This is a genomic window from Nocardia sp. CC201C, from assembly GCF_030010695.1.
In the GTDB taxonomy this organism is placed as follows: Bacteria; Actinomycetota; Actinomycetes; order Mycobacteriales; family Mycobacteriaceae; genus Nocardia; species Nocardia otitidiscaviarum.
In genome coordinates this window covers 32,094-47,755 of sequence record NZ_JASCXP010000006.1, presented here as the reverse complement: position 1 = coordinate 47,755, position 15,662 = coordinate 32,094, and the positions used below count along the sequence as shown (strand labels likewise).

The window sequence follows — 15,662 nt, the reverse complement described above, 5'->3', positions numbered from 1 at the left end:
CCGCGGCGATCGCGAAGGCGGCGGCCGCGACCAGCAGCAGCCACAGTTTGCCCAGCCACAGTGCGGCCACGGTCGCCAGCGCGGGGCCGAGCGCCATGGCCAGCAGCTCCATATTCTGAACCAGCGACTGCACCGCCGCGACCTGTGACGGCGGCGCCAACTGCGGCACCATCTTCTCGACCGACATCCGGATGGGCGCCATGCAGACCGACAGGCACGCACCACCCGCCATCAGGGCGACCGTCGTCCAGCCGGGCTGGGCCAGGCACACCAGCAGCACCGTGAGCAGGATGACCGCGCGCAGCAACGAGACCCGGGTGAACAATCGCGCTCCGCCGTCACGGTCGGCGAGCAGGCCCGCGAACGGATAGGCGAGCAGGCCCGGCAGCCACTCCAGCGCGAACGCGAAACCGAGGGTGGAGACCTCACCGGTGTCCTGGAAGATCAGCAGCGGCACCGCGAACAGGATCACCTGTTCCGCCACCAGGCCCAGCAGGACCCCGGAGGCGAACAGCGCGCGATGCCGGACATTCGCCCCTGGGCTCACGTGGACCCTCCGCCGCGTTCCCGTTCCCGGATGAGCGGCAGCACATGGGTGTAGAAGATCCGCATCTCGTCGCGAGTCGGCCAGCCGGAGAAGATGAACTCGCCGACACCGGCCGCGCGGTAGGAGTAGAGGTAGTCGGCGACCTCCCGGTAGCTGCCCACCACGCAGAGCGCGGGACCGCCCCGATACGGCACGAAGCCGGAGTAGATCATCGGGGACAGCCAGTCGTCGTCGGCCTGCGCGGCGAGCCGGAAGGAGGTCTTGACGGCCTCGGAATCCGAAGCGGCGACAAACTTCTCGACCCATGCCCGATGCGCTTGATCCGGATTCTCCCGCATGGCCGCGAGATCGGCGAGCGCCTGTTCGCGGGTGGCACGGGCCAAGACGTGCATGCGGATGCCGACCCGGGTGCCCTTGTCCAGCACCGGCCGGGCCGCGGCCTCGATGCCCTCGGGGGTGTCGCCGTAGCGCAGCCAGCAGTCCGCGTACATGGTCGCGGTCTCCTTGGCGATCTCCGATGCGCCGCTGAGGTAGATCTCCGGCCGACCCTTGCCTTTGTAGCCCAGGCCGAGATCGGCGTCCTTGATGACGTAGTGCTCGCCCTCGTGGGTCAACGGCGACTCCCCGTTCCAGAACCGGTGGCAGACCTCCAGGAACTCCTGGGTACGGGCGTAGCGTCCGTCGTGGGCCACGAAGTCGCCGTAGTAGGCCTGCTCCACGGGCGAGATCCCGGCCACCAGATTCAACGAGATGCGGCCGTCCGACATCCACGAGATGGTGTTGACCACCTGCGTGAACAGCGTCGGCGACAGCAGTCCGGGCCGGTAGGCGAGAATGAAGGTGACATCGCGCGTCTCCCGGACCAGCGCGCCGATCAGCGGCAGTGGATCGGGCATGTAGTGGGCGATGCCCATGAGCAGGGAGTCGACGCCGAGCCGGTCGGCTTCCTGCGCGAACGCCACCATCCCGTCGAAGTCGAGTTCGCCGACCCGATACTTCTCGGTGGCCGACTGCTGTCCACTGTCCGCCGGGGCACACCAGTGGAATCGCAATTCTCCGGAATCATGGTTTCGCGCCGCGGAAATCGGGGCGAACTCCATACGATCAGAATTCATTTATCGAGATTCATTTCGGTCTCGGAATTGATCACCAAAGCTTCCCGACCGAGGTTAATCGCGTGTTACGACCGATGTCAACCAGCGATTTCGCACCGCTCACGATTGCCGAAATCCCCCCGACCGGGTGATGGACACACCTCCTCCGACACTCGATAATGGGCTTCGTCCACACAATTCTTTTCGGTATCGATCCAATTATCCGATCAACCTTCACCACTATTGAACGGACCGGACTTGCCCACTGAATCGACCGAATCGACGGCATCCGTACTCCCGTCGACACGTGCGCATCTCACCTCGCCGCGGACCATTGCGACGTTGACCGTCCAGTCGGCATTCCAGGCGGCCGCGCGGGAATTCCTGACCGCCGAGGGTTTCACCGAACTGCTGCCGCCGATCATCGGCCCGGTGACCGATCCCGGGTCCCGCGGCGCGAAGCAGGTCGACATCGACTACTACGGTCATCGATACAAGCTGATGACCAGCGGAATTCTCTACAAACAGGCATCCCTGCTCGCCTTCGACAAGATCTTCCACGTGGCCCCCAATGTGCGACTGGAGCCGCTCGACACCGCGGTGACACATCGCCATCTGGTCGAATTCCATCAACTCGACGTGGAGATCGCCGGCGGCTCCCGGGACGACGCGATGGATGTCGCCGAACGCATGACGACCCACGTGGTGGAGTACGTGCTCAGCAATGCCAAACACGAGCTGCGAGAACTCGGCCGCGACGTCGAACAGCTGAACCAGGTCCTCGCGGGTCCCTACGGCCGCAAGCGCCATACCGACGCGGTGCGCGAACTACGCGACCTTGGCTACGACCAGCCGGACCACACCGAGATCGAATGGGCCGGTGAGGAACTCGTCTCGGCGGCCGCGACCCGCCCGTTCTTCGTCACCGACTACCCGAAGGGGTCGCGGGGCTTCTACGACCGGGAGGATCCGGACTCACCCGGCGTGCTCCGCAATTTCGACCTGATCTTCCCCGGCGGCTTCGGGGAGATGATGAGCGGCAGTGAGCGCGAGTCGGACTACCGGACCCTGCTGACCCGAATTCGTGAAACCGGGGAGAACCCGGCCAAGTACGAGTGGTATCTCACGCTGGCGCGCGAAGGACTCCCGCCCAGTGCGGGATTCGGCCTCGGGGTGGAACGCTTCACCCGCTTCCTCTGCGGCTCCGACGCCGTCTGGCAGGCCACCGCCTATCCGAAGCTGCCGGGGGATCCGCGACCGTGACCGCCCTGACAGCCCCGGGATTCCCGGAGCGGGAGGTACGCGCCCGCGCACGCGCCGCGGCGGCCGCGGTATTCCCCGACCGCGCCCGGTACGGTTCGACCCTGTTCGGACAGGGCGAGCACCCGGCTCCGCAACCGCCCGATACGATCGATCGGTTCCGTTTGGTGCCACCGGTATTCGTGCCCAAACGCGAGGAGCGGTTGTTCGAACTCGGGCGGGAACCACTCGCCGGTGATGTCGACCTGACCACGACCATCGGCGGCCTGCGCGCCGAACTTCCGGTGTACGTCTCGGCATTCGGGTCGACCGCCGTGGCGGAGGGCGAACTCGGCGTCGCGCTGGCACGGCAGGCCGCACTGTCCGGCGTGCCGATGGTGATCGGCGAGAACATCGTGCCGGTATCCGGGTACGGCCGGCTGCGCCCGGAGGCGCCGGGAGAGCGGGAGTCGCGGGGGTCACTGCTGCGCAGGCTCAACGAGTATGCCAAGACCGCCGCCGGTGACACCGGCGGTGTGATCGTCCAGCAGAGCACCGAGGACGCCGACGCCGAGGTGTGGAACCTGGTGTACAGCGACCCGGCGGCCGAACCGCTGCTGGCCACCGGCCGATTGGCCTTCGAACTGAAGGTGGGCCAGGGCGCCAAACCCGGTCTCGGCGGCATGACCCTGGTGCCCCGGCATCGCGCCGCGGAGCTGGCGGCGTGGTACGACATGGTGGATATCGGCACGGATAACGAGAGCGGCACCGGGCCCGTCCTGCGCTGCGCCACCCCGGGCACCTTCACCCCGGAGATTCTGCGCCATCAGATTCGCTTGATGCGCAACAACTATCCGCGATGCCGGGTATGGGTGAAGCTGCCGCCGTCACGGGATGTGGCCGCCGCGGCCGAGGTGGCGTGGACGGCGGGCGCGGACGCGGTGACCGTCGACGGCGCCGAGGCCGGAACCGGCTGGGCGCCGAGCGGATTCCTGGATCATGTGGGGCTGCCGCTGGACGAATGCCTGCGCCGGATCGCCGATCTCGACCGCAGTGACGCGCTACTGGTGTCCGGTCGCTGCTGGGAGGGCACCCGGGTGGTGAAATGCCTCGCGCTCGGCGCGGCGGCCACCGGCCTCGGCCGGGCGGCGCTGATCGCCGCCGACGAGGATCTCGATCACGGACTGCGCAATCTGCTCGGTGCGCTGGAGCTGGAATTGCGGCTGCTGATCAGCGCCCTCGGCAAGTACCGGATCGGGGACCTGGCGGCCGAGGACGTCTGGCTACCCGGGGGCGACCGATAGCCCCGGGCATGCCGATAGTCGCGAACATGCGGATCGGATTCCGTTGTGGTCAGCTATCGTTCGCCGCAGGCGAGTTGTTCGGCCCGCACGGCGGCCACCGCCGCCTCGATCCGGCTGGTCACCTCGAGCTTGGTGAGAATGCGGCTGACGTACTCCTTGACCGTCTCCGGGCTGATGTAGAGCCGGGAGCCGATCTCTCGATTGGACAGGCCGTCGACGACCAACTCCAGGATCTCCCGTTCCCGCTTGGTCATGGCGGCGAGGCGGCGCTGCACCTCGTAGTCCGCGGCCGCGTCGGCATGCACCCGGTCCGGTTGCGGCATCAGTGCCAGCACCGCCCCGGAGATCAGCACCTCCAGCACCTCCAAGACCGCGGCCGCGCCGCGATCGGTGGCCACCACCGCGTCGACCTGGTCGATATCGGCCTTGGCCGCGCCGTGCTCGACCAGGAGCGTGATCATGGGCGTATGCGCCAGGCCGCGCAGCTGGGCCACCGTCTCGGCCAGACCCGCCACGTAGGCGACCGAGGCGTCCACGGCGACCACGTCGGGCCGCCAGTGCCCGGCCCGGTCGGCGACCTCACGCCAGGAACAGGTTCCCGCCAGGACGAAGCCTTCGCTGGCCGCGACCGCATCCTCGAAATCCGTTCGCGCGAACGGCGAATCGGAGGCAACCAGGAGTGTCCGAGGTCGCGCCGCGCCGGATTCGCGCAACCCGACTCCGCCGAAGGTGATTCCGTCGGGAGTCTCTCCGATCGTGCCGAACTTCCACATGATCGCTGCCCACCTCGCATTGGCGCCCGAACCCGCCCCTTCGAGTGCAATTTAGCGACCATGAATACTCATGTCAACACATCGGTGTGCATCGTGCACATGGCAGATTCGTTAACAGCGCATCCCGCCGTCAGGAACCCGAAAGCGTGGACAGATTCAAGGTCAAATCCCGTTGCCGACCCTCGATCGACTAGGTACGCTTCTCAGCGATGGGACGTCATGCCCAGCTCTGCCCATGTGAGTGCTACAATGCCTGCTCATGGGCGACGAATTGGGCGTCGGCGAGAGCGCGCAGCGCGAGAAAGTCGTCGAGTCCGCTGGACAGCGGTTCGGACGGCAGCTGAAGGCGTTTCGGCAACGCAATCTTCCCGATGAGCTGATCACGCATCAGCACATCCATGAACTGGGAGGTCCTACCCGGAATGTGCAATCTCGGATCGAGAGCGGGCAGGTCGACACCATCAGCGCCACATCGGAGGCCAAATACAATCGAGCGCTCGAGGCCCTGGGACTGCCGCCCGGCAGCGCGACGGCGGCCCTGCACCACGGCGGCACGCTCGGAATGCCCGTCGACGAGCCACCCGCCGCACCCATGACCGATGACGCGGACGATGTCGAGAGCGGCGTGAACGCCCTGCAGAATCTGGCACGCAAGCACCGCTCCGTCGTGGACCTCGTGACCGAACTCGACCGGCTGGGCATCGAATTGAAGCGGGCACGCAGCCACACCGACGGGTACCAGCTGATCTTCCCCAAGACAGCGATCGACCAGCTACTACAGGCACTGCAAGATGTCGCCAAACCCACCCGAGCCCCCGACGAGTCGACCCCGGACGACACGTCGAAAACCTAGCCACCGTAACGACTTCCGATCGATTGCGCGGAACGCCGGGTTGTGGTCGACTGTGATTGTCCGCGCCGCCGTGCGCGGTGAGCAAGATCAGATGTCCGAAGGCTCGGGACAGGAACTCCAATTGAGCGGCATACTGAACCTGTTCTGGCGCAAGCCATTCCCGTGGCCGTGGCGGCCCGACCGGGGCAAGATCTCCACCCGGGCCCGGCTGCGGGCCATGGTCGACGACCTCGATCTGCCCCCGGATTGGACGATCGAGGAGTTCATCGCCGCGGTCGAGCGCATGCGCGGACGCCGCATCGCGCGGCTGCCGCTGCCGCCCACCGCGCCGGTGGGACTGTGCGGACTGTGGCTGGCGTGCAAGGAGTACGACGCCATCTTCCTGCGGCCCTCCCCCGACTCCACCGTGGAGACGCACGTGGTGCTGCACGAGATCGGCCATATGCTGCTCGGCCACGGGCAGGACCGGCCGATCTCCGCGACGGAGTGGAAGACGCTGAAGGAGACCGTCGGCGATATCGACCCCGCCACCGTCCGGGCCGCTCGCGGCATCTCCAGCTACGCCTCCAACGAGGAGTACGAAGCGGAATTGTTCGCCACCCTGATCGGCTCCCACGCCCGCACCGACGGGCCGCGCCGGGACCCGATGCTGAAAGAGATGTAGCGCATGTGGCCGCACGACCACATGCCCCTCTGGGCTACCGCGTCGGCGACGGCGTTCATCGTCCTCATCACCATCATCCGAGTCGCCCTGACCAGGCACGCGAGCAGTTTCGGCCATCTCACCAATACAGTGATCGCGCTCAACGCCTCGGCGGCGGTGCTGCGGGAGCCGGTCGTCGCCCGCAATCTGGCCGGGGTCGTGCCCGGCGGCCTGCCCACCGTTTTCGACGCCTGGCACTGGCTGACCCTGCTGTCCTGGGCGTGCGGGCTGGGGATGGCGCTGCTGCACGAATACGGGCCGACCCGCTACCGGTTCCGATTCCGCATCGTGATCGGGCTGTCGGTGCTCGTGGGCCTGGCCTTCCTGGCCCTCAGCCATCCGGCGCGCGCACAGGGTATGTCCTCCATCGCGAACCATGGCGGCTGGCAATTCGCGGTCTACTTCGGGCTGTACACGGGACTGCCCGCCGTGATCACGACCTACTACTTCGTCCTGCTGTACAAGGGCGCGCTGTGGCGGACGACCACCTGGTGGGAGCGAATCACGGTGGCGGCCATGGTCGGTCTGGGCCTGGCCACCTTGCTCCCGCTGGGCACGATCGCCGCCGCCGGCGTCCTGGACGTCGCGGGCGTCCACGATGCCTTCCACCTCACCTACACCCGGGTCGCCGGTGAACTGGCCTCGGGCGAAGCCGGGCTGTTCGTGTACGCCGCCGTGGTCGTCGTCTTCATCCCCACCTCGGCGCAGGCCGTGCTGCGGCTGTTGCGGCTGGACCAGGAGTCGCGCACCGTCCGCCGCCTGTCCCCGATCTGGCGGGATCTGACGGCCGCCGCGCCGCAGGTGGTATTCCGGCTGAAGTGGGCCGACAGCTGGCACATTTCCCCCCGCGAACGATTGCACCGCCGCCGCATGGAGATCCACGACGCGGCGGAAATCGTCGCCCGCTATGTCCGGCCGCTTCCCGATGCCGTCGACGAGCTGATCGACACCGTCGTCGCCGAAGCCGACCAGGAGGATATGCGGCTGGTCGCCGAACTGGTCCTGGCGGCCCGCTACCTCGCTGACCACGGTGGGGAACCGCCGGGCGAGCCGACCGCGTACTGGGCCGACGTACCCGACGAACGCACCCTGCGCCGACTCTGGCAGCCCGCCAGATCACTCGCCCTCGCACCCGATTACGCGCATCCGGTGGTGGCCGGGCGGGTCAGCGTCGGCGGTGGATGACGCGGACGGTCACCGCAACGCGGCCTCCAGAATCGGCCAGGAGCGGTGGAAGGCGTCCTGCCAGTACATCCAGGAATGCGTTCCGGCGGGTTGGAATTCGACCGTGGCGGGGATGCCCAGCTCGGCCAGGCGGCCCGCCAGCCGGTGGGTGCACAGGTTTGTCGCGGCTTCGATCATGCCCCCGAGCACGATCTGATTCGCCAGGGTGGTCGGTTCGCCGCCCACCAGCGGATTGGCGAGCGTGTCCTCGCGGCCGGGCAGTCCGGTCGCGCTGGAGATGTAGATGGTTTTACCGCGCAGCTTGTCGGCATTGAGCACCGCGTCGTGGCGCAGCCAGGCGGGGTCGCCGGGCTCGCCCCACATATTGCGGACGTCGGCGTCGGCGCGGGCGAGGACGAGTTCGATGTAGGTGCGGCTGATGGCGTCACTGGTGGAGGCGCAACCGCTGTAGGACGCCACCGCTCGGTACAGGTCGGGGGCGGCGATCGCGAGATTGAGCGCCGACGTGGCCGACATGGATACGCCCGCAATGGCATTGACGCCGGTAGCGCCCAGGGCCGCGTCGATGACGGGCGGCAGTTCGCGAGTGAGGAAGGTCGTCCACCGGTGTCGGCCGATCTCGGGATCGTCCGCGTACCAGTCGGTGTAGTAGGAGAACGCGCCGCCGATCGGGGTCACCACATTGACGTTCTTGTCGGCGAGAAACTGCACGATATCGGTTTGCCGATGCCAGTTCGCGCGGTCCTCACCGCCGCCTGCGCCATTGAGCAGGTACAGCGTCGGGTGTGGCGCGCTGGTGTCGAACGGGGTGATCACGTGCAGGGTGATGACCCGGCCCATGGACGGCGAGTAGACGTGCATGATCTGCTGCCGTTGCCCCGCCCGGTCGATGAGCACCAGTTCGGCGGGGGCGGTATCCGCTGTGCCCGGTTCGGTTGTGGCGGGATCGGCCGCGGCCGTACCGGACGCGCCGGACAGTCCCGCCGCGACCACGAGGCAGCCGATCGCAGTCAGCATCGACATTCTTCTCGCGAGCATCCGCTCACCCCTCATCGCTCGTATCGCGCACCGCCGCTCGCCCCATCGGCCGGGGCGAGCGGGATGCTCGGGAGTGTGGACCGTCAGCTGCCCAGGAACTTGCGCAGCGTCTCGGCCAGCACGTCGCTGAACGAGCCGGTGGAGCTGAGCTGTCCGTCATCGGAGCCGAGCCCGTTGTCGTCGAGGCTGCCCAGCACGGACTCACCGGGATTGGCGCCGCGCGCGGTGAAACACGAGGTCAGATTGGGCATCTCGTTGCTCACGCCGACCGTGCCCGCGACACCCACACCGCCACTGGTGATCTGCTGGCCCGCGCGCAGGCTGTCCGGCACCGGGTAGGTGATGTGCAGGGTCACCGGGTTGCCGGAATTGACGAACCAGCCGGTGCTGGTGACCTTCCACCCGCCCGCGTTCGGGGTGGCGGTCACGTCCTCGGTCTGTTGTCCCCTGCCCGCGTGGTACGCGGTGACCGCGACCTTGACCGGCGCGCCGAAGCCCGTGGGCGGGAAGTCGGTGATGGTGTTGACGTACGGGTTGCCGATGCCGGTGGTGCCGATCTTCACGTCGTAGGTCACCGTGGTGCCGATGCCGATGCTCTCGGCGCTGGCGATCTTCTCGTAGGTGTGGGTGATCCCTACAGTGCTGACGTCCTTCTTGGTCTGATAGCTGCGCACCTCGCAACCCCCGTCCGCCGTGGCGATGCCGGTGGCGGCGCTCAGTCCCGCAAAGACGAGCGCGGTGGACGCCGTGAGTGCGGTCATCCTCGTGGTTCGGAACATAGTTCTCCTTGTTGTGCCCCGAAAGATGCTCCGGGACAAGGCAATAGCAACAGGACCCTGCGGACGTCCCCGGGGCGACGGTGGTCACCCGGCGGCCAAGTTAACACAGTTAACTGGTCTCCCGTCCAGAAATTGACCCAATTAGAACTATGGATGTTTCATATATCCGGGGTGGCGTTCCAGGCTGCGGTGGTCACCATTCGTCTGGTGCGGTGACCGTGACGGGAGCGGTTGCGGCAGAGATCAAAAGATTGGAAGTGTGGTTGCCTCGTGTGCCTTACCTGACTGTCGCTGACGCCAGGTTGGGGGTCATGGGCTCGGTTCGGGCCGTCGGACTGGCTGTGGTCCGGTTTCGAGATACGGCGGATGGTGCTGGATGCGGCGGGTGCGGCGGTGGGATGGCTCCCTCGCGAGGAACACGGTGAAGCACTCGAGTGCGCCCCGAGGGAGCGGTGGGGTGTCGCGGACGCGATGAGAGCGGCGAGTCATCGCAGACGCGGTGAGATGCTTACGCCACCAGGAGGCACCTCTGCGGCGGAGTGCGGCTCCCGGCCACGGCGGGATTCACCCGCGCGGCCGACGCCATGCCCGGATACGGCCGCGCGGTCGGCCAGCAGCCGGGCGCGGCGACGGTTCACACTCTCGGCGAGTACTTGTTCGGGGTGATGGAACCGATTCACCCGCGCCCGCCGTCGCGGATCCACCGAGACCGGCGGACAGAACGCCGTCCGCCCCGCATCCACGCCACCAGCCGGGACACGGTGGGTGGCCCACCCACTCGGATCCTCCGGGTCGGCGGCGATCTGCGCATGATGGGCATCGCACACCAAAGTGAGATTGTCGATATCGGTCGGACCCTGCGCGGCCCACGGAATCAGGTGATGCATCGCGCACATCGTCGCCGGAGCCGAACAGTCCGGGTGGGTGCAGCCACGGTCACGAGCGATCGCGGCCAACCGCTGCCACGACGACGCGATCCTCGCACCTTCTCCCAAATACAGCGGCTTGCCAGCGGTGTCGTCGAAGAGCAGCAACAGCGGGATCGAGCCCTGCGCCATCCGCCACGCTTCCCGCACCGGGATTGTCGTCCCCGACGCCGCCCGCGCCACCCCCGCACCCTCGAGCAGGTCGGCGACCGACATCGTGAGCACGATCGAGACCGGCAACCCGCGATGGGCACCCAGGTTGTCCGGGCCGCTGGCGGACAGGAACGCTGTCAACGCGTCGTGGCGCCGCTGCGCCGGAGACCGCACATCACGCCCGACGGCGGCCTCCAGCCGGTTCGGGTCGAACCCGTCAGGATCATGCACCCCGAGTTGGGGGCTGTCGGGGTCGTCGGGCATGCACATGCCCGGGCGTGCCCACTTCGCGAACACGGTATCAAGCATCGCCCGCAGTTCGGGATCGAAACAGCCCTGCAACGGGCTCATCCCGTCCAAGTTGTTCCCCGAACGTCGCTGCCCGCACCCAGGCGCGGTCCTTGTCGGTGGTCAGCGTCCCGTCGGGGTCGAGGTAGCCCAGGATGCGGTCACCGACCTTGCCCACCATCTCCGGGGTCCCGGCCCGCGCGGCGTCGGCGAGGTGTTCCTCGGCGATGGCGCGGTGTTCGGTATCGACCGCGTCGGGGATGCGGTCCATCACCCGCATCACCGCCCGCGCGTGATCCCCCGAGATCACCCCCGCGGCCTGCGCGGCCGCCGTAGCGGGCAGACGGGGTTCGCACGGCTCGCCGTAGGCACTGGTCATGATCCCCAGCTGCGCGGCGGTCTTCACCCGCGCGACGGCGTCGGCCTTGGCCAGGCGCAGGGTTTCCACCAGGTACCGGTACAGCCCCACCGATCCGGTGGTGGTCCACAACTGTCGGTCGTTGATCTCGACCACGTGCCGATGCCCCACCGCCTCCAACCGGCGGCGACACGCTTCCAGTCCTTGCACGCGGGCAGCGAATGCGGTGTCGGTGAATCCGGTCAGGTCCTCGGCCAGCAGCGTGTCGATCGCGGTCACCAACATGGCGAGCGCGGGATCACGCTGCTGGATCTCCCCCTCCGAATTCATGCAGCCATTCTACCGCCAAATACGTTGCGGCAGAATGAAATAAGCTGTCTGAACTGCATATCTTCAGATCCGATTTGCCCCCTTTCTTCCATTACGGAATACCGGAATCACCGACGCGAAGGACGGATGAACATGCCCTCGATTCAGGTTGCGGTGTGCGGTCCTCGGGACTGCACACCGACCGACGTCGACAATGCCCGCGAGATCGGCCGCCTGCTGGCGGAAGCCGGGGCGACGGTGTTGTGCGGTGGCGGCACCGGCGTCATGGCCGCGGTCGCCGAAGGTGCTTCCCGCGCTGGCGGATTGGTGATCGGCGTGCGTCCCGATAACGATCGGGAGCAAGTCTGTGACGGCCTCTCGGCGGTGCTGTACACGAATATGGGCGAGGCACGGAACGCGGTGATCGTGTGGTCGGCCGATGCGGTGATCGTGGTCGGCGGATCGTGGGGGACGCTGTCGGAGGTGGCCCTCGCCCGCAGGCGGGGTGGCGTGCCCGTGGTCGGTATCGGGGGATGGCGGGTGCACGATGCCGACGGGCGACCGCTCGACGCGGGGATCGAGGTGCGCACGCCGACGGCGGCCGTTGCGACCGCCTTGTCCTGCCTGCCGCCATCGGTGTCCGGTGCCGACGGAGACGCCGCGGGTGGTGTCGGCTAGGTGAAACGGTAGGTGAGACGGTAGGTGTTGGCACCATCGGTGGAGTCGTAGCCGCCGGTACCGGTGAGGCCGGTGAGGTCTCCGGTGCCGGAACCGGGTAGGACGGACCAGTCGGCCCGGGAATCGCCGGCGGCGTCGAACGTGCCGGTCATGCGGAGGACGAAAGTGCCGGCGCGGCCCGCCAGGGTGCAGTGCATGCGTTGCAGGCTGTCGAAGCCGCCGCTGCCGTCGGCGTTGCTGTAGATGATGCCCCGCCATTCCGCGTCGCCGACGATGTCGCCGCTGTAGCGGTCGTGGCCGGTGGCGACGCCCAGGGCCGGGGCTCCGTCGGCGGACGCGAACTCGGTCTGCTCCCAGGACTTCGATTCGATGGTGCCGGTGGCGGTCGTGTCGTTCATAACTCGACGCTAAGGTCGAGGGGGTATCCCGGTCTTGAACAAACGCGAACGCGGGGCGCCATGGATTCGACCGCCGACAGCCCACCGCGCGGCCTCCTCGACCCGCGGGCGGGGGCCGGTGTGTATCGCGAGGGCTTCGTTCCGGTATCCGAGGACTTGGCCCACATCGTGGCGCATCACTGGTCGGTCCGCTGGGATCTGCGCGGGCGCGAGCCGTTCGAAGTGGAGGTGCTCCCGAGTCCGGCGGTGGTGCTGGTCGTCGAGGACGCGCGGTGCCGGGTGCACGGCGTGCTGCGCGGCAAGTACGCGCAGAAGCTGTCCGACCGGGGCGATATCTTCGGAATCACCTTCCGCCCGGCGGGATTTCGCACCTTGATCGACCGACCCGTCGCCGATCTCTCCGATCGGGTGGTGCCCGGTTCCGACCTGTTCGGGTCGGATGCCGATCGACTCGCCGCGCGCATCAGCGCGGAATCCGATACCCGCGTGCGGGGCGGATTCGCGGAAGACTTCGTTCGCCAACGGTGTGACAGCGAATCCGGCTGTACCGCACTGCTCAACGAGATCGTGGACGCGATCCTCACCGATCGCACGATTATGCGCGTCGACGACCTCACACAGCGCTTCGGTCTCGGAAAACGCCACTTGCAGAAGCTGTTTCGTGACCATGTTGGGGTCTCCCCGAAGTGGGTCATCCAGCGCTACCGCCTGCACGAGGCCGCCCAGCGCCTGCACGAGGGCTACCGGGATCTGGCCGCCCTCGCCGCCGAACTCGGTTACGCCGATCAGGCGCACTTCGCCCGCGACTTCAAGACGGTGGTCGGCCGCCCGCCCGCCACCTATCGCGGCGGTGTGCGGTAAGGGCGGTGTGCGCTGGCCGACCGAGGCGATGCGGCGGGCGTCAGGTGAGCTGCCTGCGACGCCGTGCGAGCAGGATGGCGAAGGCGGGTACGCCGAGCAGGGCGGTGACCACTCCGACCGGTACCTCGCGGGCACCGAACGCGCTGCGGGCGAGGGTGTCCGCCCAGACCATGAAGACCGCGCCGAGCAGCACCGTGACCGGCAGCAGCCGGGCGTGACCGGGGCCGACCAGGAAGCGGGCGGCGTGGGGCAGCACCAGGCCGACGAAGCCGATCGCACCGGCCGCGCTCACCAGCGCCGCCGTCACCACGGCCGTGATCAGCAACAGCAACAGCCGGGTCCGGCCCACCGCGACGCCCAGCGCGGCAGCGGCATCGGAGCCGAAGGCGAAGGCGTCCAGCGTCGGCGCGTACCACAGGCAGAGCACGCAGCCGACCGCGACGACGGCGGCGCAGACGACCACATCCGACCAGGTCGCCCCGGCCAGCGAACCGAGCAGCCAGAACAGCACGCCGCGCGTCTGATCGGCATTGGCCGACCACAGCACGGTCAGCGAGGTCAGCGCCGAGAACAGTTGCGTACACGCCACACCCGCGAGAACCACCCGGTCCGGGGTGCCGCCCGCGGCGTAGGCCAGGGCCAGCATGAGCGTGAACGACAGCACCGCGCCCAGGAACGCCCCACCCGACAGCGTCAGCGCCCCCGCCCCGACGCCGACCACCGCGACCAGCACAGCGCCGGTGGACGCCCCCGAGGAGACGCCGAGGACGAACGGATCGGCGAGCGTATTGCGCAGCAGCGATTGTAGAATCGCCCCGCACAGCGCCAGCCCCGCCCCGCAGATCGCCGCCAGCACCGCACGCGGCAAACGCAACTGCCAGACGATGCCGTCGGCCAGTCGACCGGCCGACGACGTCCCCAGGCCGAGATGCTGTCCGATGATGGAATACACATCACGCACGGATATGTCGGCGGGGCCGATGGATACCGTGACGGCTATCGAAAAGCACAGCAGGACAGCGCAAGCCAGGCAGATCGACGCCGCGCGGCGGGTGCGGGTCAACGCGCTGTCGCGAGACCGTTCGCCAACTTCTCGATGGCGTCGATCTCACGGATTCCCGGATCCAGCTCCGAGCCGGTCATGACGACATAGCGCTTATCCTGTACCGCCCGCATCCGGTTGGTCGCCGGGTTCGATTCCAGGAACTCGATTTTCGTGGTCAGCGCGTCGCCGTCGATGCGCTGTCGGCTGAGATCGGCGAGCACCAGCACATCGGGATCGCTGGCGACGACCGCCTCCCAGCTGATCTCGGGCCAGTCCTCGCGCTCGTCGGCGAAGACATTGCGCGCACCCACCTCGCGGGCGTACATGCCGGGAGCGGAACAACATCCGGCCATGTACGGGGTCTTGATTCCGGAGAACCAGAAGGCGACCGTCGGCTCCGAGGTCGCGTTCAGCTTCGCCGTCGCCGCCGCCAACCGCCCGCGCAGCTCGTCGACCAGCCGCGCGCCCCGCTCCTGCACATCGAAGATGCGGGCCAGTTCGGTGATCTCCTGGAACAGCGTCTCGATGCCGAGCGGTTCGGTGCGGGTGACGGTTTCACCCTCGACCGTCGCCCCCGTGCACACCGACGGCGACTGATAGGTGGGAATGCCGAGCTGCGCGAACCGCGACCGCTCCGCCACCACGGCGGGAGTGAAGGTGTGCGCGCTCGCCGAGGTCACCAGATCGGGTTCGGTGGCGAGCACCGCCTCCAGTGACGGATCGTTGTCGGCCAGCCGGGGCACCTTCGCATTGTCGGCCGCCAGCTGCGGCAGCACCGGATCGAACCAGGTCGACGTGCCCACCATGCGGTCGGCGAGCCCCAGCGACAGCAAGATCTCGGTGGACGCTTGGTACAGCGAGGCCGCCCGGGTGGGCGCCTGGTCGAAGGTCACCTCCACACCGCAGTTCTCGATGGTCAGCGGATAGCTGGTGCGGCCCGGCGCCTGCGGGGCGCCGCTGGCCGCGGTCTCCGCCGTATCGGCCGCGCCACCGCAGGCGGTCAGTCCGGCGACGAGGCAGCAGACCAGACCCAGGAGCGAGAACAGCCGTGTCCGGCGCGTCGTCGATGTCATGGCGAGCACCGTATCAAGATCGATGATGACGATATCCACGCCCGGACTTGCGGATGAA

At 67.8% G+C, this 15,662-nt stretch carries 18 protein-coding genes; 7 read left to right on the top strand and 11 right to left on the bottom strand.

The features are described from left to right. Both QK444_RS01610 and QK444_RS01605 read right to left on the bottom strand, forming a co-directional pair. Window positions 1–547 (bottom strand): MFS transporter (locus QK444_RS01610; RefSeq protein ID WP_282776326.1); only part of this gene is annotated, 547 nt, incomplete at its 3' end. Beyond that, complete coding sequence (locus QK444_RS01605; protein WP_282776324.1) at window positions 544–1,662, bottom strand: LLM class flavin-dependent oxidoreductase; 1,119 nt, start codon at window positions 1,660–1,662, stop codon at window positions 544–546. The genes QK444_RS01610 and QK444_RS01605, both read right to left, overlap by 4 nt. Before the next feature lie 222 nt (window positions 1,663–1,884). On the opposite strand from QK444_RS01605, the gene QK444_RS01600 reads away from it, so the two are divergent. Both QK444_RS01600 and QK444_RS01595 read left to right on the top strand, forming a co-directional pair. Then, entirely contained in the window at window positions 1,885–2,904 is a 1,020-nt protein-coding gene (locus tag QK444_RS01600; protein ID WP_349239505.1) for an asparagine synthetase A, read from the top strand. Beyond that, window positions 2,901–4,184 (top strand): glutamate synthase-related protein, encoded by a 1,284-nt coding sequence (locus QK444_RS01595; protein WP_282776321.1) that lies wholly within the window; start codon window positions 2,901–2,903, stop codon window positions 4,182–4,184. Before QK444_RS01600 ends, QK444_RS01595 begins: the two co-directional genes overlap by 4 nt. Window positions 4,185–4,237: 53 nt before the next feature. Here the strand turns inward: QK444_RS01595 and QK444_RS01590 are convergent, their stop codons facing one another. Continuing rightward, the gene (locus QK444_RS01590; RefSeq protein ID WP_282776319.1) at window positions 4,238–4,957 is read right to left on the bottom strand and encodes a LuxR C-terminal-related transcriptional regulator; all 720 of its coding nucleotides are present in this window, start codon (window positions 4,955–4,957) and stop codon (window positions 4,238–4,240) included. 244 nt (window positions 4,958–5,201) lie between these two features. Further along, window positions 5,202–5,345 (bottom strand): hypothetical protein, encoded by a 144-nt coding sequence (locus QK444_RS01585; RefSeq protein WP_282776317.1) that lies wholly within the window; start codon window positions 5,343–5,345, stop codon window positions 5,202–5,204. 36 nt (window positions 5,346–5,381) lie between these two features. Between QK444_RS01585 and QK444_RS01580 the strand changes: the two genes are divergently transcribed. The 3 genes from QK444_RS01580 (at window position 5,382) to QK444_RS01570 (ending at window position 7,698) form a co-directional block, all read left to right on the top strand. Beyond that, window positions 5,382–5,810, top strand: coding sequence for a hypothetical protein (locus QK444_RS01580; RefSeq protein WP_282776315.1), 429 nt, complete (start codon window positions 5,382–5,384; stop codon window positions 5,808–5,810). A 121-nt stretch (window positions 5,811–5,931) separates the two neighbouring features. Beyond that, the gene (locus tag QK444_RS01575; protein WP_282776313.1) at window positions 5,932–6,474 is read left to right on the top strand and encodes a regulator; all 543 of its coding nucleotides are present in this window, start codon (window positions 5,932–5,934) and stop codon (window positions 6,472–6,474) included. A gap of 21 nt (window positions 6,475–6,495) precedes the next feature. Next, a complete protein-coding gene (locus tag QK444_RS01570; RefSeq protein WP_282776311.1) occupies window positions 6,496–7,698 on the top strand; it encodes a DUF6545 domain-containing protein in 1,203 nt (400 codons plus the stop codon). A gap of 9 nt (window positions 7,699–7,707) precedes the next feature. Here QK444_RS01570 and QK444_RS01565 read toward each other — a convergent pair whose 3' ends face one another. From QK444_RS01565 to QK444_RS01550, 4 genes are all read right to left on the bottom strand, one after another. Then, on the bottom strand, window positions 7,708–8,721 hold the full coding sequence (locus QK444_RS01565) for an alpha/beta hydrolase family protein (RefSeq protein WP_282776309.1): 1,014 nt from the start codon (window positions 8,719–8,721) through the stop codon (window positions 7,708–7,710). Window positions 8,722–8,819: 98 nt separating this feature from the next. Beyond that, window positions 8,820–9,497 carry a hypothetical protein gene (locus tag QK444_RS01560; RefSeq protein ID WP_282776307.1) on the bottom strand — a complete coding sequence of 226 codons (678 nt, stop codon included), beginning with the start codon at window positions 9,495–9,497 and terminating at the stop codon, window positions 8,820–8,822. 503 nt (window positions 9,498–10,000) lie between these two features. Further along, window positions 10,001–10,945: an HNH endonuclease signature motif containing protein gene (locus tag QK444_RS01555; protein WP_282776305.1), complete on the bottom strand. Its 945-nt coding sequence runs from the start codon at window positions 10,943–10,945 to the stop codon at window positions 10,001–10,003. After that, window positions 10,896–11,570, bottom strand: coding sequence for a DUF222 domain-containing protein (locus tag QK444_RS01550; RefSeq protein ID WP_282776303.1), 675 nt, complete (start codon window positions 11,568–11,570; stop codon window positions 10,896–10,898). The genes QK444_RS01555 and QK444_RS01550 overlap by 50 nt, the downstream gene beginning before the upstream one ends. Window positions 11,571–11,702: 132 nt before the next feature. Here QK444_RS01550 and QK444_RS01545 point away from each other — a divergent pair, with 132 nt between their 5' ends. After that, on the top strand, window positions 11,703–12,227 hold the full coding sequence (locus QK444_RS01545) for an LOG family protein (RefSeq protein ID WP_282776301.1): 525 nt from the start codon (window positions 11,703–11,705) through the stop codon (window positions 12,225–12,227). On the opposite strand, the gene QK444_RS01540 is transcribed toward QK444_RS01545, so the two are convergent. After that, window positions 12,224–12,625 carry a DUF3224 domain-containing protein gene (locus QK444_RS01540; protein ID WP_282776299.1) on the bottom strand — a complete coding sequence of 134 codons (402 nt, stop codon included), beginning with the start codon at window positions 12,623–12,625 and terminating at the stop codon, window positions 12,224–12,226. The genes QK444_RS01545 and QK444_RS01540 overlap by 4 nt on opposite strands. A 60-nt stretch (window positions 12,626–12,685) precedes the next feature. Here QK444_RS01540 and QK444_RS01535 point away from each other — a divergent pair, with 60 nt between their 5' ends. Continuing rightward, window positions 12,686–13,486, top strand: coding sequence for a helix-turn-helix domain-containing protein (locus tag QK444_RS01535; RefSeq protein WP_282776297.1), 801 nt, complete (start codon window positions 12,686–12,688; stop codon window positions 13,484–13,486). Window positions 13,487–13,526: 40 nt separating this feature from the next. Here QK444_RS01535 and QK444_RS01530 read toward each other — a convergent pair whose 3' ends face one another. Together QK444_RS01530 and QK444_RS01525 are read right to left on the bottom strand one after the other, a co-directional pair. Then, window positions 13,527–14,549: an iron chelate uptake ABC transporter family permease subunit gene (locus QK444_RS01530; protein ID WP_282776296.1), complete on the bottom strand. Its 1,023-nt coding sequence runs from the start codon at window positions 14,547–14,549 to the stop codon at window positions 13,527–13,529. Next, on the bottom strand, window positions 14,546–15,604 hold the full coding sequence (locus QK444_RS01525; RefSeq protein WP_282776294.1) for an ABC transporter substrate-binding protein: 1,059 nt from the start codon (window positions 15,602–15,604) through the stop codon (window positions 14,546–14,548). Before QK444_RS01525 ends, QK444_RS01530 begins: the two co-directional genes overlap by 4 nt. Between the last annotated feature and the right edge of the window lie 58 nt (window positions 15,605–15,662).

Bases quoted from the DNA above. Each gene is read 5' to 3' on its own strand.
- QK444_RS01540 (WP_282776299.1), bottom strand. From the start codon at position 12,625: ATGAACGACACGACCGCCACCGGCACCATCGAATCGAAGTCCTGGGAG.
- QK444_RS01585 (WP_282776317.1), bottom strand. From the start codon at position 5,345: ATGCGTGATCAGCTCATCGGGAAGATTGCGTTGCCGAAACGCCTTCAG.
- QK444_RS01590 (WP_282776319.1), bottom strand. From the start codon at position 4,957: ATGTGGAAGTTCGGCACGATCGGAGAGACTCCCGACGGAATCACCTTC.
- QK444_RS01570 (WP_282776311.1), top strand. From the start codon at position 6,496: ATGCCCCTCTGGGCTACCGCGTCGGCGACGGCGTTCATCGTCCTCATC.
- QK444_RS01560 (WP_282776307.1), bottom strand. From the start codon at position 9,497: ATGACCGCACTCACGGCGTCCACCGCGCTCGTCTTTGCGGGACTGAGC.
- QK444_RS01525 (WP_282776294.1), bottom strand. From the start codon at position 15,604: ATGACATCGACGACGCGCCGGACACGGCTGTTCTCGCTCCTGGGTCTG.
- QK444_RS01555 (WP_282776305.1), bottom strand. From the start codon at position 10,945: ATGAGCCCGTTGCAGGGCTGTTTCGATCCCGAACTGCGGGCGATGCTT.
- QK444_RS01545 (WP_282776301.1), top strand. From the start codon at position 11,703: ATGCCCTCGATTCAGGTTGCGGTGTGCGGTCCTCGGGACTGCACACCG.
- QK444_RS01565 (WP_282776309.1), bottom strand. From the start codon at position 8,721: ATGTCGATGCTGACTGCGATCGGCTGCCTCGTGGTCGCGGCGGGACTG.
- QK444_RS01535 (WP_282776297.1), top strand. From the start codon at position 12,686: ATGGATTCGACCGCCGACAGCCCACCGCGCGGCCTCCTCGACCCGCGG.
- QK444_RS01550 (WP_282776303.1), bottom strand. From the start codon at position 11,570: ATGAATTCGGAGGGGGAGATCCAGCAGCGTGATCCCGCGCTCGCCATG.
- QK444_RS01605 (WP_282776324.1), bottom strand. From the start codon at position 1,662: ATGAATTCTGATCGTATGGAGTTCGCCCCGATTTCCGCGGCGCGAAAC.